The following is a 23207-nucleotide window of genomic DNA, read 5'->3' as shown; positions in this document are numbered from 1 at the left end:
GTCAGACCCGGTAGCTGATTTCCTGCCAGCTCTCGATATCGGTGCAGGTCACGGTGGCGGTGCGGAAGTTCAGGTCCACGAACAGGTGAGCACTATGTCCGCCGTGGCGCCAGCCCATCGAGACACTCGAATTGTTCGAATAGTGCAATTCGAACGTGCCGTCGAAGGCCGGATGGGTGGAGCGCAGTTCCATCAACTTGAGCTGGCGCTGGACGACCTCGGTGCCAAGGGCCTCGGCCGCCTCGTCCAGGGTGTAGCGGTGGCGGTTGATGTCGCGCGCCTCGCCGGTCTGCTCCATCAGCTCGAAGTCGTTGCGACCGGCGAACAGGCCGACGTAATAGACCTGGGGAATGCCGGGCGCAAACATCTGGATGGCGCGTGCGGCAATGTAGGCGTCGTCGTTGCACTGGACGGCTTCGAAGAAGGTGCAGGTGAGCTGATAGATGGCCCCGACGCTGTGTGCGTTCGCCGCCGAGCGGCGCAGGATGGGATCGGCGCTGCGGTCGGACACGTTCTTGATCACGGCTTCGACGTGGTAGCGCGGCAGGATATCCTCGACGTCGGGAATGCAGATGCCGTCGTGGGTATCGAGTACGGTTACCTGGTTGTGCGGGCACATGCGCAGCCAGGCCTTGAGGTAGGTGCTATTGAGATCCATCAGCGAATACAGCAGCAGCGGCGGCAGGGCGAAGGCATAGGCCCACATTCCGCGGCGCGCCATGGCGTATTGGTAGCTGGGGTGGTCGTGCACCTCGGGCAGAATCTCGATGCCGTGATCGGCCGCGGTCTGCCGGAACCAGTCCAGAATGCGCCACACGTCGGGCTCGACCAGGAAGCAGCTGGTGCCGATGCGCTTGGTGGTATAGCCGAACGCATCCAGGCGCAACAGCTTGACACCGCGCTCACCGAGAAAGGCGATGGTGTCGGTCATCACGCGGTAGGTCAGATCGGCGTTGTAATCGAGGTCGACCTGGCTCTCGCTGAAGGTGCACCACACGCGGCCCTGCGAGCCGTCTTCGAACGCCACATCGCGGAAGGGCTCCTTTTCCTTGCGGATGTGGATCTTGGCCAGATCGTCGGGGCCGATTTCGCCGAGCGCATCGACATCGACGAACAGCGACGCATAGGCCGAGGCCTTGCCATGGCGCTTGAAATCCAGAAACTCGGGCGACTTGTCCGAGAGGTGGTTCAGAATCAGGTCGAGGCACACGTCGTATCGTGCCGCGAGATGTTCGACGTCGGCCCAGGTGCCGAATGCGGGATCGATTTCCTTGTGGGTCAAAGGCGAGAAGCCGCCATCGGCATTGGACGGAAAAGGCGGCAGCAAATGCAGTCCGCCGATCGCCTTGTCCAGATGGCCTTCGATGAAGGTGGCCAGATCCTTGAGGTCATTGCCGATCCGGTCCGGATAGGCAATGAGTTGCACCTTGTTGTTGAGGGGCATGCGAAACCCTCCGGGCGAGCTTGTTAGGCATGGCGCGACAGCACGCCAGTGGGGCGATCGATCAGTGTTTCTAAAATACCGATCACGGCAGAGGCGTGCAAGCAGGGTGGCAACCGCGCGGGGACGATGGCGGGGTATGCGCCCCAGGTTGGCGCAGTGCCCGTGTGGCATGCACTGAAATCGCGCGCGACGCGGATCGTGCGCGCAGAAGTGGGGCGCGAGGGTCGGGCTCGAAGCTTGCTTCATGATCCTCGTTCCGATTCCTGGATGTTTTTCTTGCCCATTATCGTGTCCGACAACTCCGCCCGTCTCCGTCCGACTTCCCTCCATGCCGGCGGCGTGCTCGACGGTTCGCGCGTCCTCGAAACCCTGATGAACAACCTTCAGGGCATGGCCTATCGTTGCCTGGACGACGCGCACTGGACGATGATCTTCGTCAGCCATGGCTGTACCGATCTAACTGGATACACGCCGAGTGAAATCATCGACCAGAGCGTGATTTCCTGGGAAATGCTGACCCATCCAGATGACCGCGCGCGGGTGCGCCACGCCATTCACGTTGCCGCCAACGCGCGGCGTCGGTTCTCTGTCGAATACAGGATTCAGACCCGCTCCGGTGAGCTGCGCTGGGTGGTCGAGCGCGGTGTGGCCGTATCCGACGAGCAGGGCGACCGTGTCATCGAAGGCATCATCGAGGATGTGACCGAGCGCCGGGCCATGCTCGATGCGCTGGCGCAGGCCGAGAGCCGATACCGCAACATCTTCGAGCACGCCTCCGAAGGCATCTTCCAGACCTCCAGCGATGGCCGCTACCTGGCTGCCAATCCCGCGCTTGCGCGGCTCTACGGCTATCCCGATGCGCAGACGCTGATCGACAACCTGTCAGACATCGGACGCAGGCTCTATGTCGATCCCACGCGCCGCGACGAATTTCATCGGCTGATGCAGACCCATGGCGAGGTGCTCAATTTCGAATCCGAAGTGTACCGTCACGACGGGTCGCGCATCTGGGTGTCGGAGAATGCGCACATCGTGCGTGACGCCCAGGGTGAGTTCATCTGCTACGAAGGAACGGTGCAGGATGTCTCCGAGCGCAGGCACTACCAGGCGCAACTCGAACGCCAGGCCAACCACGACCTGCTGACCGGCTTGCCCAACCGCGTGCTGCTGGGCGACCGCCTGGAGCAGGGCATCGCCCGCGCCGAACGCCTGGGCTGCCTGCTCGCCGTGGTGTTCATCGATCTGGACAACTTCAAGTTCATCAACGACAGCCTGGGTCACACGGCCGGCGACGATCTGCTGACCGCGATCGCCGAACGTTTCTCCACGACCTTGCGCGGCTCCGACACGGTTGCGCGGCTGGGGGGCGACGAGTTTGTCCTCGTGCTGAACGATCACGACGAGGTCAGCGGCGTGATCTCCCTGCTCGAACGTGTGCTGTCCGAGATTGCCCGGCCGGTGACGCTCTCCGGGCGCGAGTTCCAGGTCGGCGCGAGTCTGGGCGTGGCCCTGTATCCCGAGGATGGGCGCGATGCGCAGAGCCTGCTCAAGCATGCGGACGTCGCCATGTATGCGGCCAAGGATCGCGGACGCAACAATTTCCAGTTCTTTACCCGTGAGCTCAACCGCGTGGCTGAAGAGCGGCTCAATCTCGAGGCCGCCATGCGGGCCGCGCTGGAGCAGGATGCATTCGACGTGCATTACCAGCCCAAGGTCGACCACCTGCGCCGCATCGTCGGTGTGGAGGCGTTGGCGCGATGGTTTCACCCGGAGCTCGGTGCGATCGGTCCGGATCGTTTCATTCCGGTGGCCGAAGAGACCGGCCTGATCGTGCCCCTGACCACGGCCATTCTGCGGCGTGCCTTTGCTGCCGCGCGACGCTGGAACCATCGCCGGGAGCGGCCTCTGCGCATGGCCGTCAACCTGTCCCCGCGCCTGTTTCTCAGCGGCGACATCGTGGCCCACATCGCCGGCCTGCTGGCCGAAGCGGGATTGTCACCGACGCAAGTCGAGCTTGAGATCACCGAGACCGTCTTCCTTGGCGACAGCGACCGCGCTGTCGGCATTTTGCGCGATTTCAAGCGCCTGGGCGTCAGTCTCGCGATGGACGACTTCGGTACCGGCTATTCGTCGCTCAGCTATCTGCGCCGGTTTCCGCTCGACATCATCAAACTCGACCGCTCGCTGGTGACCGGACTCGAACATGAAGAAGAGGTGGCGATGATCGCGCGCGCGGCGATCTCGCTCGGGCAGAGTCTGCGCAAGACGGTTGTTGCCGAGGGGGTGGAGAATCAGGCTCAGTTCGACTTCCTGCGCTTCCAGGGTTGCGACGAGTTCCAGGGGTACCTGTTGTCGCGCCCCGTTCCCGAAATCGAACTCTCTGGGCTGCTGGCTGATGGCGGGCTAATCCCCAAGGCGCCGAGCTGAGCGTCGTCGAGTGTCGATTGCGGGCCGCGAAGCGGCGGGCGGGAACTATCGCGAAAGCGGAAGTCCTATAATGCGCCACCGCTTCCTTGGCGTTTCTCAGCCTCCCGCCCACTTTCTCGCCGGATATTCCGAATGTCTCGATTGCTTGCGTCATCTGTTCTTGCCGTGCTCGTCCTGTCCGGCTGCAACCAGCCCGTGGAGGACACCGGGCCGGGGCAGCCGGTGAAGCATCGGCAGGAGGCGTTCAAGGCGGTGCTGCGGACCTTCGAGCCGATGGGTACCATGCTCCGCGATCAACGCTACGACGCCAGCAAATTCGCTGCGCTCGCGACCGAGCTGCACACGTTGCGCGATGGCCCGTGGCCGTATTTCACCGCGGATACGCACTATCCGCCGACCAAGGCCAAGGCGGCGGTCTGGGCGCGTCCCGAGGCTTTCGAACAGGCCAGACAGGTTTTCTTCGAGGCGACCGACGCGCTTGTGCTGGCGGCGCAGAGCCGGGAGCTGGCGCAGGTTCAGCCGGCCTACGAAAAGGTCTACGACAGCTGTAAGGCCTGCCACAACGACTTCAAGGACAAGTAAGGCGTGCGCCCGGGACCGGGCGCACGTGCCGCGTTGACGGCGGGATAGACGGATTTTGCCCCGTTCTTGCACTGAAATGCGCACGCGGGCCGCAAAAGTCATGTTGGCGTTATGGCTATTGGCCTAGAATGGCGCAGGCGCATCCGCTTTGGTTGTGTCCTGGATGACAGGCGAAATGCTCTTGCGCATACATCGTAGTGGCTCGGTTGTTGGTTGGAGTGCTATGCCTTTCGTAGTGGACGGCACATGTCCGCACGTGGATCGCGGACAGGCTCGCCCGCACGACCGGGGAGCTGCGCACTGGTGGCACCTCGGGACATGAGTTCGCGCTGCACCCTCCTGCTCCGGATCTGCATGCTGGGCGTAGCGCTGGCCTTCGCTGTCGTGGCGAATGCCCGGGCAATCCCGCTTGACGAGGTGCCGGAAGGCTCACTCGGTCTGTCCGCCGGCGTGTACGTCGAGCGCGACAAGGTACTGACCATTGAAGATGCGCTCTCACGGCTCGAGCGTGGTGAGTTCGAGCCGGCTGGCGTCGCCGTGCCAAAATTCGGGATCGGGGCGGGGCCGGTGTGGCTTCATCTGTCGGTCGAAAACCGCGGCATGGAGTCGGTGGCGCGGCGATTGCTGGCAGGCGTGTCGTGGATCGACCGTCTCGACGTCTATATGGTGGAGCGGGGTCGGGTGGTGTCAGACTGGCTCGCCGGCGATGGCGACGCGAGGTGGCAGCATCCGTTGGGCAACCTGGGCTATGCCTTTGACCACACCTTTGCGCCGGGCACCACCGACATCCTGTTGCGCGCACAAACCGCCGATCCGATGGTACTGCCGCTGCGACTGCTCAGTGCAGAGGATGCCACGGCATGGATGCGCCTGCAGGATTACGGCTATGGCATGCTGTACGGCTTCCTGCTGGCATTGATCGCATATAACGCAGTGCTTTTTGCCAGTCTGCGCGATCCGAATTATCTCAACTACGCGCTCTACCTCGGCGCCTTTATCGTGGTCAATCTCGGCTATACGGGCCGCGGCTACGAATGGCTGTGGCCGCAGTACGCGGGCCTGCAGCAATACGTCATCCTCGTGCTGATGGTCGTATTTGGTTACACCGGACTGCGTTTCGCCCGCCGCTTTCTCGAACTCGAGCGTGTCAGCCCGCGTGCCGATCGCGCAGTGCGCCTGTTTGCGAATGCAGGACTGTGCGCCATTGCGCTGAGTGCCGTGTTCGAGCAGCGGGCGCTTGCGGCACTGGTCGCCTTTGTCTTCGTGCTGCTGTTCTCGGTCGCGATGGTGGGATTGGGGCTGCTGTGCTCGAGACGCGGGAAGGGGGACGCGCACTATTTTCTGGCGGGTGCGGTGGTGGCGATGTTCGGCGCCGCCACGACTGCACTGGCAGTGTGGGTTGGCCTGCCATACTCGGAAACCCTGTTTCATGTGGCGGAGCTGGGCATTGTCATCGAAGGCAGCCTTCTCGCGCTGGCGCTCGCCTACCGCATGCGCCTGATTCAGACCGCACGCATGCAGGCTGAGCATCTGTCCCGCACCGATCCACTGACCGGCCTGCTGAATCGTCGCGCCTTTCTCGACAGTGCGGGAGCGGCGTGGAGTACGGCGGTCAGGAGCGGCCGGCCGCTGTCGGTGATCGTCATCGATCTCGATCACTTCAAGACCATCAACGATACCTTCGGGCACGAGACTGGTGACCGTGTACTGGTTGCGGTGGCGGAGGTGCTGCGCAAGAGCTGTCGCCGAGGCGACTTTTCGGCGCGCTGGGGTGGGGAGGAGTTCATCCTGATCCTGCCGGAAACGGACGCCGGTCAGGCCATGGCAATGGCAGAGCGTCTGCTGGCCGACATCCGTGCGGCTACGGTGCCGGAAAAGGTATCCGGGCTGAGGCTCTCGGCCAGTCTGGGCGTGGCCGAACGCCATCGACATGACGCGCTGGAAGCCCTGATCCGGGAGGCGGATGGCTTCATGTATCGCGCCAAGCAGCGCGGCCGCGGGCGCGTGCATGGTGCGCAGTCGGATGCGGATGCGCGTCCGGTGCTGGCACCTGACTGAACGCGCACGGGCAACCGTGTGCAGGTGGGCGATCAGCAGGGACGGCGCATCGCGTTATCCCCAGGGCGTGACGAAGTAGCGCATGATCGTTGCCGAGGTCTCGCCATCGGCCATGATCGCGGCGGTCCATTTCGGAATCGCCTGCATCGCCCAGATGACGAATACCGCAAGCACGATCTTGCGCCCGCGCGACATGGCCTGGATGCGCTCGAGCAACTCGGCCGGTGTTCCGATATCCCGTGTCTCTCTCATGGGTCGCTCCTTGTTCGACGCCGGGCTCGGGCCCGGTCTGATGCCGTGCCGCCGCTTGCCTGCTATCAACTTGGCAATCAAACTGGCGATAGATGGCGGATTCGCCCCCTCCCCTTCAAGGGGGTGAGAGCGGGGTTTCAGCGAGCATCGCTCGCTGCCGCTCGATCGACAGCGCGTCTCCGCGCTGGCTACCGGGTTGGGGTGGGGATGGGTTTGACCGGTATCGCCGAGACCCATCCCCCTCCTAACCTCCCCCTTGAAGGGGGAGGGACGAAGTACCAACACATGACGTCATATATCTGATTGCCGGGTCAAGAATAGACAGCCTGCGGAAATCAGGAGCGTATCCGATCGGCTTCTCTCCGCGCGCGTCCCGACTGAAGGCCGCGCCGATGACCCGATTGTTGTGCTCCATCAGACCAGCGTAGTCCGCGCAGGCGCACTTTCAAGGACGACATGCAGCACGACCGGGCGCGGGCTCAGTCCCACATGCCACGCATCTTTGCCGCCAGGTCGAGCGCGGCCTGCCGCGATGCAGGCGTGCCGCGCAGTTCCGGTGGCGGTGCGGGCCATGACAACTGCTCGAAATGCGATAGCAGACGGTTGGGGATGAAGCGCGTGCGGCCTGCGTACACATGACGATCCCCCAGGCCTTGCTGCTGGGTGACGTAGAAGCGTTGCGGCACCACGAGCTCAAGGTGGTCCTTGGCGCGCGTCATGCCGACGTAGAGCAGGCGCCGCTCCTCCTCGATCTCCAGCGTATGGCGGGTGGAAATGTCGGAAGGGATGCAGCCGTCCACCACATTGAGCAGTGTCACCGCATTCCACTCCTGGCCCTTCGCCGAATGCAGCGTCGACAGGATCAGATAGTCCTCGTCGAGCAGCGGCATACCGGCTTCGTCGCTGGTGGCGCTGGGCGGGTCGAGCGTGAGTTCGGTGAGAAAGCGCTGGCGGCTCGGGTAGGTGGCGGCGATTCGACCGAGTTGCTGGATGTCACCCTGCCGCACGACCGCGTCATCGTACAGGCGGGGCATCTGCGCTTCGTACCAGCGGCAGGCGAGCTCGAAGCTGGTCGGCCACGGGGCATCGGGCCGGCCAAGCTGCTCGACCAGTGCGGCGAACTCCGCCCACGCCTGTCGCGCGGCATCGGGTACCGGTTGCTCGGCGAGCAGGGCGCAGCCATCGGGCGCGGTGCACACGTTGTCGAGGATGCGCGCGGCCGTCTTCGGGCCGATGCCGGCCAGCAGTTGCACGACGCGAAAGCCCGATACGCGATCGCGCAGATTCTCCGCCCAGCGCTGCAGCGCAAGGACATCCTTGACGTGGGCGGCTTCGAGGAACTTGAGCCCGCCGAACTTCACGAAGGGGATATTGCGCCGCGTCAGCTCCATCTCCAGTCTGGCGCTGTGGCTGGCGGCGCGAAACAGCACCGCCTGCTGCCTGAGCTTGAGGCCATCTTCGCGGCGGGCGAGCACGCGTTCGACGACAAAGGCGGCCTGGTCGGCGTCGTCGCGTACCGACACGATCTGCGGCTTGGCATCGCTGCGGCGGTCGGACCACAGATCCTTGCTGTAGCGCTCGCTGGCCTGGGCAATCACCGCGTTGGCCGCATCGAGAATCGGCTGCGTGGAGCGGTAGTTCTGCGCCAGCGTGATTTGATGCGCGGGCGGATCGAAGCGCGTCGGGAAATCGAGGATGTTGCGCACCGTGGCGCCGCGAAAGGCGTAGATGGATTGCGCATCGTCGCCGACCACGGTGAGACCGCGGCCGTCCGGCTTCATCGCCAGCAGGATCTCCGCCTGCAGGTGATTGGTGTCCTGGTACTCATCCACCAGTACATGCTGGAACAGACCGCCCACTTCGGCCGCCAGCGCAGGTTCGGCCACCATGTGCGCCCAGTACAGCAGCAGGTCGTCGTAATCGAGCACCTGCTGCGCCTGCTTGGCGGCAACGTAGGCGCGAAACAGCGCTTTCAGGTCCGCCTCCCACTCCGCGCACCAGGGGAAGGTCGATTGCAGGACATCCTTGAGCGGGGCACGGGTATTCACCACCGCGGAGTAGATGGCCAGACAGGTGTTCTTCTGTGGAAAGCGTTTGCTGCGGCCGGACAGCCCGGCTTCGTGACGGGCGAGGTTCATCAGGTCGGCCGAGTCCTCTCGGTCGTGGATGGTGAATGCCGGATCGAGTCCGATGCGCCCGGCGTACTCGCGCAGCAGGCGTGCGCCGATGCCGTGAAAGGTGCCCGACCACTGCAGGCTGGCCTGTGCCAGCCAAGGTGTGTCGGCGGCGGCCTGGCCGAGGATGCGCTGCACCCGCCGCCCCATTTCGTCGGCGGCGCGGCGCGAGAAGGTCAGCAGCAGGATGCGGCCGGGATCGGCGCCGTCGATGATCAGGCGCGCAACGCGATGTGCGAGGGTGTTGGTCTTGCCCGAACCCGCGCCGGCAATGACCAGCAAGGGGCCGGGGAGGGTACCGGGGCTACGGTTGACGCCGAACTCGACCGCCTCGCGCTGGGCGGAATTGAGCGCGGCCAGCCAGGAGGGCGGCTGGGTGGCAGGCGGCTGGGCGGAAGGCGGCCAGCCAGGAGGGCGGCTGGGTGGCAGGCGGCTGGGCGGAAGGCGGGAGGGGACTGTTCATGACTGTAATTCTATCCAGTTCAACGCCTTTTTTGGGTCTGCCGCCGTGCCAGGCACGAGCGGATCACCTCAGCCCGGCGCGTCCTTCGTTCGTGTGGCGGAGGAAGGGACGACCGGGTCAAACGGAAACAGCCCGGCCCGAAAGCTCTTCGCCATGAACTCCGCGCGACCGATGGCCAGTCTGGCGGCCTCCGGCGGCAGGACTTCCTCGGCGGTGTCGCGAAACAGCGCCAGCCATTGGCCGAAGTGTTCGCGCTTGATCGGCAGGTTCATGTGTACCGGGAAAGGGTGGCCGGCATAGCGCTGGGTGCCGAGCAGGGCGTTGGACCAGAAATCGGTGACGACGCCGAGGTGGTGGTCCCAGTCGCCGACGGCATTGTTGAACACCGGGCCGAGATCGTCGTCCAGGCGGGCGCGGTCGTAGAAGACCTGCACGAGCTCGGCGATCATCTCTTCGGTCAGTTCGGCGGGTTCCGCCATGGCACGCTCCTCAGTCCTGATGCGGCGAATATAGCGCCAGAATGGTCGTACCGGCACCTCGACGGCCGGTTCTCCTGAACTGCCTGGTCACGTGTCGTTGTTCATATCGTCAATTGTCGATGTTGACTTCGTTTGTATTCGATATATGATTCGACAAAACGCGATATAAAGTTCGATGAAACACGATATGAACAGGAAACCGTCCACCATGGATCTCGATGAAGTCATCAAGGCGCTGGCACACCCGGTGCGGCGTGAAATCCTGCAGTGGCTGAAGGCGCCCGAAAAGCACTTCGCCGACCAGGAGCATCCGCTCGAAGTCGGTGTTTGCGCAGGCAAGTTCGAACGCTGTGGCTTGTCGCAATCGACGGTGTCGACGCATCTGGCCATTCTGCAGCGCGCCGGCCTGGTGACGACGCGGCGGATCGGCCAGTGGGTGTTCTACAAGCGCAACGACGACACCATCGACGAATTTCTCCGCCGCATCGGTACCGATCTCTGACCCCTCTTTGTTCCCCTCCCGACCTGGAGCACGTACTCATGACCACCTTGTTCGACCCTCTCGTTTCCGGCGACCTCTCGCTTGCCAATCGCATCGCCATGGCACCGCTGACGCGCAATCGTTCCCCCAGGGCCGTGCCGACCGAACTCACCGCGGCCTATTACGCCCAGCGCGCCAGCGCCGGTCTGCTGATTACCGAGGCCACCGCGATCAGCCATCAGGGCCAGGGCTACGCGCATGTACCCGGGCTCTACGCGCCAGAGCAGATCGCCGGCTGGCGCAAGGTGACCGATGCCGTTCATGCGGCTGGCGGCAAGATCGTGGTGCAGATGTGGCATGTCGGCCGCATCTCGCACACCTCGCTGCAGCCGGGCGGCGGCGCACCGGTGGCGCCGTCGGCGATCACCGCCAAGGCCAAGACCTACATCATCAATCCGGATGGCAGCGGCAGTTTTGTACCGACGTCGGCGCCTCGCGCGCTCGACATCGGCGAACTGCCTGGCATCGTCGAGGACTACCGCCGTGCCGCCCGCGCCGCCATCGAGGCCGGTTTCGACGGTGTCGAGGTGCATGCCGCCAACGGCTATCTGATTGACCAGTTCCTGCGCTCGGGCAGCAACCACCGCACAGACGCCTACGGCGGCAGCATCGAGAACCGCGCACGCCTGCTGGTCGAGGTCATGGAGGCCATCGTCGCCGAGATCGGCGCCGGCCGCACCGGGATCCGCATCTCGCCGGTGACCCCGGCCAACGATGCGGCCGACCCCGCGCCCGCGCCGCTGTTCAAGCATGTCGTCGAGCAGCTGGCGCGCTGGCCGCTCGCGTATGTGCACGTGATCGAAGGCGCCACCGGCGGCGCGCGCGACTTCCAGCAGGGTGACGAGCCCTTCGACTATGCGGCATTGAAGGCCGCATACACGCAGGCCGGCGGCCGCGCGGCATGGATGGTGAACAACGGCTACGACCGTGAACTCGCCGCGGCTGCGGTGGCCGAGGGCCGCGCAGACCTCGTCGCCTTCGGCAAGGCCTTCATCTCCAACCCCGACCTGGTCCGGCGTCTGCGCGAGAACGCGCCGCTGAACGAGTGGGACTCGACGACCTTCTATGGCGGTACCGAGAAGGGCTATCTCGACTACCCGGCGCTGGCCTGACGCGGCCGTCATTCAAGTCGTGGCCGCCAGCGGCCACGACCATAGCGCCCCGATTGCCCGTGCCGCCTGGCAGGATTCATTTCGTTCCGCTCGCCTCGCCTCCGGACGATTCACATGTTGGGGCGCCGCTTGCCCGTCAACTGCGAAGCTGTTGCGGCTGACGAATCCTCCATCGGGCTCGAGATCGTGAACGCGATGCCCATGTTAATCCCGCAGGTGTGGCGCGTTCGATGTAGGGACGCGTTGAAATCCGACCGCCAGCCGGGCCAGAGTGCTTCATGGGTGCGAGGATTCGATTGATCTTCCCGATCCTGCAAACGCAAGCAAATCAGCCACGAATGCCTCGCGCCGCCAAAGGTGGGGGGCGTGATCCACTCCCTTGTATATGCGTAGTCTTGCGTCCGGCAGGTGACCGGCGACGTAAGCAGCGGTTTCCGTCGAGTAGAAATTGCTTTCGCCGCCGTAGATCAGCAACGCGGGAATATTCATCTTCGCCAGCACGGGCCGGTAGTCGGCTGCAGTCAGGCTGTCCCAGCACGCGATCAGCGCGCCGGGTGACAGGCGTTGCAGGCGCTGGCGCATGGTCTGGATTCCTGCGGTGTTGGCTTCATATGCCTGTCTGGCCGCCTGGTTGTGGCCGTTCGCCACCAAGCGCAGCACGCCTTCGGCAAAGTCCTCGCGCAGCTCGGTCATGAAGGCCTCGTTGCGTTTGGCGTCGAAGTCCCCATACACGCCCAGCTTCCAGTTCTCGTCGGTCAACAGGCGCGGAGACTGGTCCAGAATGACGGCCCCGCCCAGACGTTCGCAGCCGAAGTCGCGCACGTACTGCCACAGTGTGAGTGCGCCCATTGAGTGGCCGACCACGATTGCATCGCGCAGATCATGATGCGCCATCAACTGGTGCAGGTCCTGCGCCATGCGTTGCACCGTCGGCACCGTGGTGGTCAGCGGTATATGTCCGCCATGGCCGCGGGCGTCCCAGCGCAAGACGCGGAAGTCGGCGGCCAGCGGCTCGATGAAGGGGTTCCAGTCACGATGGCTGGATGTCCAACCGTGCAGCAGCACCAGTGGGCGACCGTCGCCGGAGATGCGCAGATGGATGGTTTCGCCGTCGTCGGCAGTCAGATTTTCCATGGGCAGGATTATAGTGGGCATCTGCGCACGGCTTGGCCGGCGCTCATCGTCGTGCCGGCAGCTCCTCGAAGCCGGGATGGTTGCCCCCGCAACGATTCATCGCCGTACGGCGCAGCTGATCGGCGATAATGTCGCTGCGCAGCCCGCCGGACGCTGGACGAAGATCGCTTGCAGGCCGCCGATTCCCCATTTCGGAGCATCCCATGTCATTGCAGTTGTGGCTTGCCTATCTGGCCGCCGTCTTCGTGATTTCCGGCACGCCCGGCCCCAACATGCTGCTGGCCATGACGCATGGCATCCAGCACGGTCTCGCGCCCACGGCGCGCAGTACCATGCCGGGTCTGCTGGGCGGGCTGGCGGTAATCCTCGGCGTGTCGCTCGGCGGGCTCGGGGCGGTGCTGCTCACGTCCAGCCATCTGTTCGAGCTGGTGAAGTATGCCGGCGCCGCCTACCTGATCTACCTCGGGGTGAAGACCTGGCGCTCGACCGACAGCCAGCTCGACACCGGACACGCGCCGGATGCCGCCGGTGGCTGGGCACGCTTCCGGATCGGCGTGATGGTGGCCCTGTCCAACCCGAAGGCCATCCTGTTCGGCGTCGCCTTCTTTCCCCAGTTTCTCGATCCGGGCCAGGCACTGGCGCCGCAGGCCACCATCCTGCTGCTGAGCTTCATCGCGATCGAAACCGGCTGGATGTTCGTGTATGCGGGCGGCGGCGCCCGGCTGGCGATCTGGCTCAGGCAGGGCCGTCGCCTGCGCTGGTTCAACCGTACCGCCGGTGCCGCATTCGTCGGGGCGGGTGTGGCGCTGGGCGCGTTCAGGCGCTGATTGGATGGTTCATGTGTCGTCAGTGTAAATGACAGCCGCGGACGAGCGGCTGTCCCTGTCGCGTTCCTGATCCCGCCATCGGCCGTGTTTCAGCCGTCGCCTTGGCCAGGCGATGCGTCCCAGCCGCCGCCCAGCGCGCGGATCAGCGCCACGGTCGAGCGCGCGCGCTCGCCGTCCAGTTGCACCGCCAGCCGGCGCTGTTGCAAGACGCTGCGATCCGCGTCAATGACCTCGAAGTAGCTCGTCGCACCCTCCCGGTACTGCAGTTGCGACAATTGCGCGGCGCGCTCGGCGGCCATGACCGCCGCGTTCTGGGCGCGGGCCTGGTCGCCGAGGATGCGCACGGCGGAGAGACTGTCTTCGACTTCGCGGAAGGCGGAGAGCACGGTCTGACGGTAACGTGCGACGTCTTCATCCCACGCCGCACGACTGCGATCGAGTTCGGCCTGGCGGCGGCCGCCGTCGAAAATCGGCAGTGACAGCACGGTGCCGGCGAGCGGGCCGAGCAGGAAGCTGCGGCTGGACCACTGCAGCAGATCGCCAAGCTCGCCCGACTCATAGCCGAGTGCGCCGGTCAGGTTCAGGCGCGGGAAGAAGGCGGCGCGGGCGATACCGATGCGGGCGTTGGCGGCGGCCATCTCCCGTTCGGCGGCGGCGATGTCGGGGCGGCGTTCGAGCAACTCGGACGGCAGTCCGGCGGGAACCTCGATAGCGAGGCGCTCCAGTGGCTGCGGGGTGAAACTGAACTCCGCCGGGGGCTTGCCGAGCAGGATGGCCAGCGCATGTTCGGCGGCGGCGCGGCGGCGGGCGATGCCGTGCGCTTCCGACTGCGCCGAGGCGAGCTCGGTGCGTCCGCGGGCCACATCGAGTTCGCCGATGTCGCCTGCTTCGAAGCGGTGCAGTACGAGTTTCAAGGCGTCGCTGCGCAAATCGACCGTGGCGCGGAACAGTGCCTGTTCGGCGTCGAGTTCGCGCAGCAGGAAGTAGGTGCTGGCGACGTCGGCCTGCAGCGCGAGTTGCACGGATCGCAGCAGCGCTTCGCTGTGTTGCGCGCCGGCGTCGGCTGCGTCCACCGTGGCGGCGACGCGGCCGAACAGATCGACCTCGTAGCCGATGCTCGCCTGCGCCCGCCACAGCGTGGACGTGGTGGTGGAGGCGTCGGCGTCGAGACCCTGCGAGGCGGGCGAGGGGCGCTGACGGGTGGGGCCAAGGCCGGCGTCGATCTGCGGCAGGCGTTCGGCGCGGGCGCTGCCGCCGAGCGCGCGCGCCTGGGCGAGGCGTGCCGCAGCGGCCTTGAGATCCTGGTTGGCAGCCAGCGCGTCGGATTCGAGCGCGTTCAGGGTGGCGTCGCCGAACACGGTCCACCATTCGCCGCGATGCGCCGCTTCGGCCGGCATCGCGGTCTTCCAGCGCGCCTCGTCGGAGGGGGCTGCGTCGCGTGCGGGGGCCGCTTCCTTGAACGCGGGCGGTATGCTCATCGCTGGACGCTCGTAGGCTGGTGTCAGCGCGCAACCGGCCACTGTCAGCAAGGCAGCGAGCAACAGCGGGATGCGCAGCGTCGTGGCGCGGGGTGTGGTTTGCGTGGTCATGTCGTGGGCTCCGTTCAGGCGCGGTGGGACGCTGCATGCGTGGTGGTGATGGGCGCAAGGTGCGGGCTGGCGGTGTGCAGCTTGTGGCCCTTGCCCAGCGTTCGCAGCAGCACGTAGAACACCGGGGTCAGAAAGAGCCCGAACAAGGTCACGCCGAGCATGCCGAAGAACACCGCCACGCCCATCGCGTGGCGCATCTCGGCGCCGGCGCCGGAGGACAGCACCAGCGGCACCACGCCCATGATGAAGGCGATCGAGGTCATCAGGATCGGACGCAGACGCAGGCGGCTGGCCTCGATCGCGGCATCGATCGCCGTGCTGCCCTGCAATTCGAGTTCGCGGGCGAACTCCACGATCAGAATGGCATTCTTGGCCGACAGGCCGACCAGCACCATCAGGCCGATCTGGGTGAACAGGTTGTTGTCGCCAGCGCTCAGCCACACGCCGGTAAGTGCGGCAAGGAGGCTCATCGGCACGATCATGATGACCGCCAGCGGCAGGGTCAGGCTTTCGTACTGCGCGGCCAGCACCAGGAACACCAGCAGCACGCTGAGCGGAAAGATCCACATGCCCGCGTTGCCGGCGAGGATCTTCTGGTAGGTGAGATCCGTCCACTCGAACCTGATCCCGGGTGGCAGGGTCTCGGCGGCGATGCGCTCGGCGGCCGCCTGCGCCTGGTCGGATGAATAGCCCGGTGCCGGGCCGCCGTTGATGTCGGCCGCGGTATAGCCGTTGTAGCGCACCACCATCTCGGGGCCGAAACCATTGCTCACCCGCAACAGCGAGGACAGCGGCACCATCTCGCCGGCGGCGTTGCGCGTCTTCAACTGGCCGATATCCTCGGGACGGGCGCGGAATGGTGCGTCGGCTTGCGCACGAACCTGGAAAACACGTCCGAAACGGTTGAAGTCGTTTACGTATAGCGAGCCGAGATAGATCTGCATGGTGTCGAACACGTCGGTGACCGGCACGCCGAGCTGCTTGGCCTTGACGCGGTCGAGGTCTACGTCGAGTTGGGGCACGTTGATCTGGTAGCTGGTGAAGGTGGGGCCCAGTTCGGGCGCCTTCTGGGCCGCGGCGATGAAGGCCTTGGCCGCCGCATCGAGCTCGGCGTAGCCGAGCGCACCGCGGTCCTCGATCTGCAGCTTGAAGCCGCCCAGCGTGCCCAGGCCCATGACCGGTGGCGGCGGGAACACGGCGATGAAGGCTTCCTTGATCGCGCTGTACTTGCCGTTGAGTTCGGCGCTGATCGCCGCCGCGGAAAGCGTCGGCGCGCGGCGCTCGTCGAAGGGTTTGAGCGTGACGAACACGATGCCCGCCGAGGAGCTGTTGGTAAAGCCGTTGATCGACAGTCCGGGGAAGGCGATCGCACTCTGCACGCCGGGTTGCGCGAGCGCAATCTCGCTCATGCGGCGTATCACGGTTTCGGTGCGGTCGAGCGCGGCGCCGTTGGGCAACTGGGCGAAGCTGATCAGGTACTGCTTGTCCTGTGCCGGCACAAAGCCGCCGGGCACGATCCACGCCACGCCGGCGGCAAGCGCCAGCAGCACTGCGTACACGCCCATCACCGAGGCCTTGCGCGAGATCACGCCGGTGACGCCGCTTCCGTAGCTTTCGGAGGCGCGGCCGAAGAAGCGGTTGAAGCGGGCGAAGAATCCGCCGAACAGCCGGTTCATGGCGCGGGTCAGCCAGTCGGGGCGTTGTCCGTCGTGATGCCCCTTGAGCAGCAGCGCGGCGAGGGCGGGTGACAGCGTCAGTGAATTGAACGCGGAGATCACCGTGGAAATGGCGATGGTCATCGCGAACTGCTTGTAGAACTGGCCGGTGAGCCCGGTCATGAACGCAAGCGGCACGAACACCGCGACCAGGGTGAGCGCGATGGCGATGATCGGCCCGCTCACTTCCTGCATCGCGCGGTAGGTGGCGTCGCGCGGGGACAGGCCCGCGGCGATGTTGCGCTCGACGTTCTCGACCACGACGATGGCGTCGTCCACGACGATGCCGATTGCCAGCACCATGCCGAACAGCGACAGCGCGTTGATCGAGTAACCGAAAGCGAGCATCAGGCCGAAGGTCCCGACGATGGACACCGGCACCGCGAGCAAGGGTATGATGGACGCCCGCCAGGTCTGCAGGAACACGATCACCACCAGCACCACGAGCGCCACGGCTTCGAGCAGTGTGACCACCACCGCCTTGATGCTGGCACGCACGAACTGGGTGGGGTCGTATTCGATGCGATAGTCGACCGAGCTGGGGAAGTCCTGCTTCAGTTCAGCCATCGCCGCCCGCACCTGTTCCGACACCGCCAGTGCGTTGGCGCCGGGCGCCTGCATGATGCCCATGCCAATTGCCGGCTGATTGTCTAGCAGCGAGCGCAGACCGTATTCGGCCGCGTCGAGCTCGACCCGGGCGACGTCGGACAGCCGCGTGACACCGCCGTCGGCGGCAGTCTTGAGCACGATGTCGCGGAATTCCGTCTCAGTGGACAGGCGTCCGCGGGCGTTCACCGAGAACTGCAGCGGTACGCCGGGCAGCGTTGGCGAGGCGCCGATCACGCCGGCGGCCACCTGCACGTTCTGCTCGCGGATCGCCCGCACCACGTCGCTCGCGGTCAGTCCGCGCTGGGCGACCTTGTGCGGGTCCAGCCAGACTCGCATTGCGTAGTTGCCGGCGCCCCAGATCGACACCTCGCCGACGCCGGGGATGCGGGCCAGGCGGTCCTTGACGTTGAGTACCGCGTAGTTGCGCAGGTAGGTGGCGTCGTAGCGATTGTCCGGCGACACCAGGTGGACGACCAGGGTCAAGGTCGGCGAGCTCTTGACCGTGGTCACGCCGAGGCGCTGCACATCCTCGGGCAAGCGCGGCAGCGCCTGGGACACGCGGTTCTGCACCAGCTGCTGGGCGTGGTCGGGATCGACGCCGAGGCGAAAATGCACGGTCAGTGCGAGATTGCCGTCGCTGTTGGCCTGCGACTGCATGTACAGCATGTCCTCGACGCCGTTGATCGCTTCCTCCAGAGGCGAGGCCACCGTTGCTGCAATCACCTTGGGGTTGGCGCCGGGGTACTGGGCACGCACGACGACCGAGGGCGGCACGACCTCGGGGTATTCCGAGATCGGCAGCTGGAACATCGCCAGCAGGCCGCCGAGCAGAATCAGCACCGACAGCACGCCGGCAAAGATCGGCCGGTCGATGAAGAACTTGGAGATATTCATGACCGTACCTCAGCTGTTGTCTGCACGAACCAGCACGGCCGGCGCGGGCTGACTGGTGGCGCCGGACATCAGCACCGGGACGGGTGACACGGTCTGCCCCGGGCGGGTGCGCTGCAGGCCGTTGATGACGATGCGCTCGCCTGCCTGCAGACCGCTTTCCACCACGCGCAGGGACCCCTGGGCAGCGCCCAGCGTGACTTCACGGTAGGCCGTGCGGTTTTCAGCGTCCACGACCAGGACGAAGCGCTTGTCCTGGTCGGTGCCGATCGCACGTTCGTCGATCAGCACGGCATCGCGCGCGGTGCTGCTGCCGAGGCGGATGCGGGCATACAGCCCGGGCAGCAACGTACCGTCGGGGTTGTCGAATATCGCCCGCACACGGATCGTGCCCGAGGAGGTGTCCATGCGGTTGTCGACCGAACTTACGCTGCCGCTACGCGGGTAGTCGTCTTCATTGGCCAGGCCGAGGCGCACCGGCACGGCAGCGCCGCCGTGACGGCCGTTGATCAGCGCGAGAAAGCTCTGTTCGTCCACATCGAAGGCGGCGTAGATCCTTGCGACCGAGACCAGGGTGGTGAGCGGCGCCGATCCGGCGCCGGCGGCCACGACGTTGCCAACGGTTGCCTCGGCTCGCGACAGGCGACCTGCCACCGGGGCGGTGATGCGCGTGTGTTCGAGATCGAGACGCGCCGATTCCACCGCGGCACGTGCTGCCAGGCGGTTGGCTTCGGCCTCGCGTGCGGCGTTCTGTTTTTCCTCGAGGACGCGGCGCGCAATCGCGTTGTCGGCGATCAGGCGCTCGGCGCGTGCGAGATCGGCGGCGGTGTAGGCGGCCCGCGCTTCGGCGGCGGCGAGACCGGCACGGGCCTGGTCAAGCGCAGCGGCGTAGGGGCGTGGATCGATGGTGAACAGGGGCGCACCCTTGGCGACCAGCGCACCGTCCTTGAAATGCACCGCGGTAATCGTGCCCGATACCTGGGGCCGGATGTCGACACGGTCCACGGCTTCGAGCCGGCCCGAATAGTCGTGCCAGTCGACGATCGGCTGGCTGGAGACCGTGGCGACATCGACCGGGCTCGGTGCGGCGACGACCGGGGCCGCCTCGGGGCCGGCGTGTACGGCCAGGGTGGCCATGCCGCCGCCGACGGCGAAGACCAGCGCGATCACGGTCGCGAGGGCATAGGGTTTGCGCAAGAGTGGCATCGCGTTGCTCCTGTGGGGCACCGGTGCGCCGGCTGGCGGGCATCGGATTGAAGTTATGAGGTCGCGCCGGGGCGGGTGCCAAATACGGCGAGGCTATGCAGCGGACCGAGCGGTGGCGACGGGACTGCTCGCCTCATCGATTTGCGGCGCTGCATCAATCTTCGGTGTTGTTGTTGATTGGATAAATACACAAAAAGTGGAAACACTATTTGCTCATGGCGAATAATCGATGCGCGGATTGCGCGATAATTCAGCCAGCAATACATTCAGGTGCGGAGGGGTGATGGATCGCTTTCAGGCCATGCAGGTGTTCACCCGGGTGGTGGACGCGAACAGTTTTTCGCGCGCGGCGGACAGCCTCGGCTTGCCGCGCGCCACCGTCACCAACATCATTCAGAACCTCGAGCGCCTGCTGCAGGTACGGCTGCTCAATCGCAGCACCCGTCGCCTGAGCCTGACCCAGGACGGTGCCGCGTATTACGAGCGTTGCGTGAGCATCCTTGCGGAAGTGGAGGAAACCGAAGCCTCATTCCGCGAGGCGGCACGTGCCCCGCGTGGCCGGCTTCGCATCGACGTACCGGCCACGATCGGGCGCCTGGTGCTCATTCCGCAGCTGTGCGATTTCCACACGCGTTTTCCCGAGGTCGAACTCGCGATCGGCATGACCGACCGCCCGGTGGATATGGTGCGCGAAGCCGTTGACTGTGCTATCCGCGTCGGTGCACTGCCGGATTCGTCGCTGGTGGCCCGCCGCATTGGCACCTTTGCCGGCATCACCTGTGCGGCACCGTCCTATCTCGAGCGCTACGGCGAGCCCACGACGCTGGAGGCGCTCGCCCAGCACCGTGCGGTGAACTACTTTTCCAGCCTGAGCGGACGCGTCCTCGACTGGGACTTCGTCGTCGACGGCGTCGTGAAGGAGGTGAAGATGGAAGGCGTGGTGTCGGTCAATGACGGCGATGCCTACCTTGCCTGCGCGTTGCAGGGCTTTGGCCTGGTGCAGGTGCCGCGTTTCATGGCCCTGCCGCATCTCGAGAGCGGCGCGTTGCGCGAAATCCTGCCGCAGTGGGGGCCGGCGCCGATGCCGATCTCGGCGATCTATCCGGCCAATCGCCACCTGTCGCCAAAGGTTCGCGCATTCGTCGATTGGGTGGCCGAGCTGTTCGCTGCCTGTCCCTTGCTCGGCGGCAGCGGTGCCGTCGACGTGTGCTGCGGCTACGAAGGCAAGACGCACGGCAACACCTTGCGCTCGCTGGTCGAGCAGCACAACCTGGCTGAGAGCGTCCTTTGAGTGGCGACCGAATTCAGACGCGGGCCAGCAGCGCGTCGAAGCCGGGGTAGTTGTCGCGCGTCAATCCGAACTTCACTGCGTGCTTGCTGCGCACCCCGCGCCGGAGGGCGTCGATGAAGGCGGGCGGGTCGGTCACCCAGCTGCCGCCGACAAAGGTCACCCCGCGCGCGAACAGGGCGTCCGGCAGGCAGCCGGCGCTGGGGCCGATCATCGCAAAGCGGCACGCTTGCCGGCAGCTGGCGAGCATGCGGTCGAGGGTGTCGTTGAGCAGCAGGGTGCTGGTCGATACCACCTTGCTGCAGTCGGCAAGCGCAGCGGGGTCGGTGGTGACGCGGTAGCCGTCGCGTTCGCCGGCGAGTTCGGCCCTGAGTTCGACCACGGTGAGCCGGGCGCCGGCCGCGAGGATGCGGCCGAGCAGCGGCCGGAACAGGCCGATCATGCCGATGTGTTCTCCGGCCACGGGCTGCAGCTCGCCGATCGAGTCGGTGCTGGTGTCGGGGCAGAAAGCGGCGCGGGTGTACAGGCATCGGGTCAGGGCGTTGGCGGCGGCGAAGCCGATGGTTCTGTCGAGCCCGTTGCTGCCTGCGTAACGCCGCGCCAGCTCGAGGGCGTCGGTGCCGGCAAGCCCGGCCAGATCGGCCCGCGCGTGCAGGTGGGCAAGGGTGTCGTCGAGCAGCACGTAGGACAGGCCGAGCGAGCCGTCTTCCAGTTCCAATGCGCAGAATTCGCCGCGGTCGTCGGTATTGGGCTGCAGCGGTGGCAGGTGCAGGGCGCGGATGCGCGGCAGTGGGCTGCGGGCGGCAAAGTGCTCGAGCTGGGCGAGGTAGTCGTCGGCAAAACTCACGATGTCTCCTGGTTCGGGGGCGTCTCGCCGCGGTGCAGGCCGGCACGGACGGCGGCCGAGGCGGTGTCGCCGGTGACGGTGGCGCGCCGGTTTTCTGGGCTGCGCAGCGCCCCGGGAAAGTAGAGCGCGGTCAGGCTCTTCGAATGCACCGGCGAGTCTGCGTCTGAATGGCCGAAACGGCGCCAGTCGCGCACCCACAGGATGTCGTCCGCTATTTCGAGCAGACCGACGGTTTCGCGGTCGCCGATGAGGATGCCCTGCACACGCAAACCTTGTGTCTGCTTGGCCTGGTTGAGGCGGGCGACGACGGCAGGGGTGGCGCCGAATTCGCCGTCCGAGGCCAGCAGCAGGTCGGCCAGCTGCCAGCGGGTGTCTTCCAGCTTGTCGATCGCGTGCTCGAGCGGCCCGCAGATGTCGGTGCCGCCGCGAAAGGTCTGGCAGAGAAAGCGCGTCAGGCGTTCGATGCCGCCGGCATCGACGCCAAGCGCCATGTCCACCACCTCGTCCGGGCCGCCGAAGGCGAAAACGTGGCAGTCGCGCTGTTGTGCGTGAGCGGCGCGTACCGCCTCGAGTACGGTGGCCTTGGCCACCGCTTCGGCGCCGCCCTGCATCGACCCCGAGGTGTCGACACAGATCAGCAGTGGGCCCATCTCCAGCCGGCGCGCCGGCGCGGCTTGTGGCGACGGACGCGGCGTCGGCGCCTGCCGCTGGTGCAGCTCCTCCATGCGCTCATCGTCGTCGTAGGCGAGCAGCGTACGCTCGGCCCGACGTGCATGCCACACGAGGCGCAAGCGTGGATGGCCCAGGAGCATGGCTTCGGCTGGCAACATGCGCGCGATGCGCTCGGAGCGCTTGATGCCGCGGGTCTCGCCGGGGAGATCGGGGATGTGCACGCTGCGCGCCTGTGGCAGGCGGGCGATGGCCGCGTCCATGCGCTCGACCGGACGCTGGCTGTGGCGGTCGGGTTCGTCGGTGGTGCGGCTGCGGCCGAGGCGGCGAATCAGCTGGCTCAACTCCGGCAGTTTTTCGATCAGTCGACGGATGCGCAGGACCTCCTGCCAGCCCTCGCTGCGCAAGGTGCCGCGCAGGCTGTCCCAGTGCGTGTTCTTGCTGCCGTCGGGCAAGCTGCCGAAGACCTCGACCAATTCGTCGATCTCGCCGCATCGCGTCTGCCAGTCGGCGGCAAAGGCCTCCAGTGCCATTCGGCTCGCCTGGCATGGGTCCGCACCGCGATCGCGGTAGTCGACGATGAAATCAAGGTGGAAGAGCGCACTCATCAGCACCGTGACGCTCAAGTCAGACTGATCCCGACAGTAGGCCGGCAGTGTGAGCGCTTGCAGCGTCGCGTGCAGTTCGTCGGTCAGCGGAGGCGGCGGCCAGGGCCAGACGGCGGCAGGCGGCAACTGCCCGGCGAACAGGGCATCGTGCAACAGGCACAGCCCTTCCAGGCGTGGCTCGAGCTGGCCTTCGGCATGGGTCATGCCACCCAGCCACAGTTTGCGCGACAAGGCGTCGAGTGCGGCCAGGCGCCGCTCGCGCGCCTCGAACAGGCGCGCTTGGGGAGGCACG

At 65.8% G+C, this 23207-nt stretch carries 17 protein-coding genes; 7 read left to right on the top strand and 10 right to left on the bottom strand.

The annotated features are described in order from the left end of the window. Window position 1: 1 nt before the first annotated feature. Window positions 2-1444, bottom strand: coding sequence for a sucrose phosphorylase (gtfA, locus tag J5J83_RS13340; RefSeq protein WP_212349874.1), 1443 nt, complete (start codon window positions 1442-1444; stop codon window positions 2-4). Window positions 1445-1720: 276 nt separating this feature from the next. On the opposite strand from gtfA, the gene J5J83_RS13335 reads away from it, so the two are divergent. The 3 genes from J5J83_RS13335 to J5J83_RS13325 all read left to right on the top strand — a co-directional run bounded on the left by J5J83_RS13335 (window position 1721) and on the right by J5J83_RS13325 (window position 6511). Further along, window positions 1721-3871 carry a bifunctional diguanylate cyclase/phosphodiesterase gene (locus tag J5J83_RS13335; protein ID WP_249115712.1) on the top strand — a complete coding sequence of 717 codons (2151 nt, stop codon included), beginning with the start codon at window positions 1721-1723 and terminating at the stop codon, window positions 3869-3871. Between the two features lie 132 nt (window positions 3872-4003). Further along, complete coding sequence (locus J5J83_RS13330; protein ID WP_212349872.1) at window positions 4004-4453, top strand: cytochrome c; 450 nt, start codon at window positions 4004-4006, stop codon at window positions 4451-4453. Between the two features lie 318 nt (window positions 4454-4771). Continuing rightward, entirely contained in the window at window positions 4772-6511 is a 1740-nt protein-coding gene (locus J5J83_RS13325) for a diguanylate cyclase (protein WP_212349870.1), read from the top strand. 54 nt (window positions 6512-6565) lie between these two features. Here J5J83_RS13325 and J5J83_RS13320 read toward each other — a convergent pair whose 3' ends face one another. The 3 genes from J5J83_RS13320 to J5J83_RS13310 form a co-directional block, all read right to left on the bottom strand. After that, window positions 6566-6763, bottom strand: a complete 198-nt coding sequence (locus tag J5J83_RS13320) for a hypothetical protein (protein WP_212349868.1) — start codon at window positions 6761-6763, stop codon at window positions 6566-6568. 479 nt (window positions 6764-7242) lie between these two features. Next, window positions 7243-9297 carry an ATP-dependent helicase gene (locus J5J83_RS13315; protein ID WP_249115990.1) on the bottom strand — a complete coding sequence of 685 codons (2055 nt, stop codon included), beginning with the start codon at window positions 9295-9297 and terminating at the stop codon, window positions 7243-7245. Window positions 9298-9468: 171 nt separating this feature from the next. Then, a complete protein-coding gene (locus J5J83_RS13310; protein ID WP_212349866.1) occupies window positions 9469-9879 on the bottom strand; it encodes a group III truncated hemoglobin in 411 nt (136 codons plus the stop codon). 187 nt (window positions 9880-10066) lie between these two features. Here J5J83_RS13310 and J5J83_RS13305 point away from each other — a divergent pair, with 187 nt between their 5' ends. Next, the gene (locus J5J83_RS13305; RefSeq protein WP_282959128.1) at window positions 10067-10381 is read left to right on the top strand and encodes a metalloregulator ArsR/SmtB family transcription factor; all 315 of its coding nucleotides are present in this window, start codon (window positions 10067-10069) and stop codon (window positions 10379-10381) included. A 38-nt stretch (window positions 10382-10419) separates the two neighbouring features. Then, the gene (locus J5J83_RS13300) at window positions 10420-11532 is read left to right on the top strand and encodes an alkene reductase (protein WP_212349864.1); all 1113 of its coding nucleotides are present in this window, start codon (window positions 10420-10422) and stop codon (window positions 11530-11532) included. Between the two features lie 276 nt (window positions 11533-11808). On the opposite strand, the gene J5J83_RS13295 is transcribed toward J5J83_RS13300, so the two are convergent. Further along, a complete protein-coding gene (locus tag J5J83_RS13295) occupies window positions 11809-12666 on the bottom strand; it encodes an alpha/beta hydrolase (RefSeq protein WP_212349862.1) in 858 nt (285 codons plus the stop codon). 203 nt (window positions 12667-12869) lie between these two features. Here J5J83_RS13295 and J5J83_RS13290 point away from each other — a divergent pair, with 203 nt between their 5' ends. Further along, window positions 12870-13493, top strand: coding sequence for a LysE family translocator (locus J5J83_RS13290; RefSeq protein WP_212349860.1), 624 nt, complete (start codon window positions 12870-12872; stop codon window positions 13491-13493). Between the two features lie 89 nt (window positions 13494-13582). Here J5J83_RS13290 and J5J83_RS13285 read toward each other — a convergent pair whose 3' ends face one another. Genes J5J83_RS13285 through J5J83_RS13275 form a run of 3 tightly spaced genes read right to left on the bottom strand, consistent with a single transcriptional unit; the run spans window position 13583 to window position 19503 of the window. Further along, window positions 13583-15082 (bottom strand): efflux transporter outer membrane subunit, encoded by a 1500-nt coding sequence (locus tag J5J83_RS13285; RefSeq protein WP_212349858.1) that lies wholly within the window; start codon window positions 15080-15082, stop codon window positions 13583-13585. 14 nt (window positions 15083-15096) lie between these two features. Further along, on the bottom strand, window positions 15097-18300 hold the full coding sequence (locus tag J5J83_RS13280) for a multidrug efflux RND transporter permease subunit (RefSeq protein WP_212349856.1): 3204 nt from the start codon (window positions 18298-18300) through the stop codon (window positions 15097-15099). Window positions 18301-18309: 9 nt separating this feature from the next. Beyond that, window positions 18310-19503 (bottom strand): efflux RND transporter periplasmic adaptor subunit, encoded by a 1194-nt coding sequence (locus J5J83_RS13275; RefSeq protein WP_212349854.1) that lies wholly within the window; start codon window positions 19501-19503, stop codon window positions 18310-18312. Window positions 19504-19786: 283 nt separating this feature from the next. Here J5J83_RS13275 and J5J83_RS13270 point away from each other — a divergent pair, with 283 nt between their 5' ends. Continuing rightward, entirely contained in the window at window positions 19787-20794 is a 1008-nt protein-coding gene (locus J5J83_RS13270) for a LysR family transcriptional regulator (protein WP_212349852.1), read from the top strand. Between the two features lie 13 nt (window positions 20795-20807). Here the strand turns inward: J5J83_RS13270 and J5J83_RS13265 are convergent, their stop codons facing one another. Both J5J83_RS13265 and J5J83_RS13260 read right to left on the bottom strand, forming a co-directional pair. Then, entirely contained in the window at window positions 20808-21638 is an 831-nt protein-coding gene (locus tag J5J83_RS13265) for a DUF364 domain-containing protein (protein WP_212349850.1), read from the bottom strand. Continuing rightward, the gene (locus J5J83_RS13260) at window positions 21635-23206 is read right to left on the bottom strand and encodes a VWA domain-containing protein (protein ID WP_349251894.1); all 1572 of its coding nucleotides are present in this window, start codon (window positions 23204-23206) and stop codon (window positions 21635-21637) included. The genes J5J83_RS13265 and J5J83_RS13260 overlap by 4 nt, the downstream gene beginning before the upstream one ends. Between the last annotated feature and the right edge of the window lies 1 nt (window position 23207).

The organism is Azoarcus sp. L1K30 (assembly GCF_018122735.1).
Taxonomy (GTDB): Bacteria; Pseudomonadota; Gammaproteobacteria; order Burkholderiales; family Rhodocyclaceae; genus Parazoarcus.
Note: the sequence above shows the minus strand (reverse complement) of the source record. Positions and strands in the feature narration are given on the sequence as shown.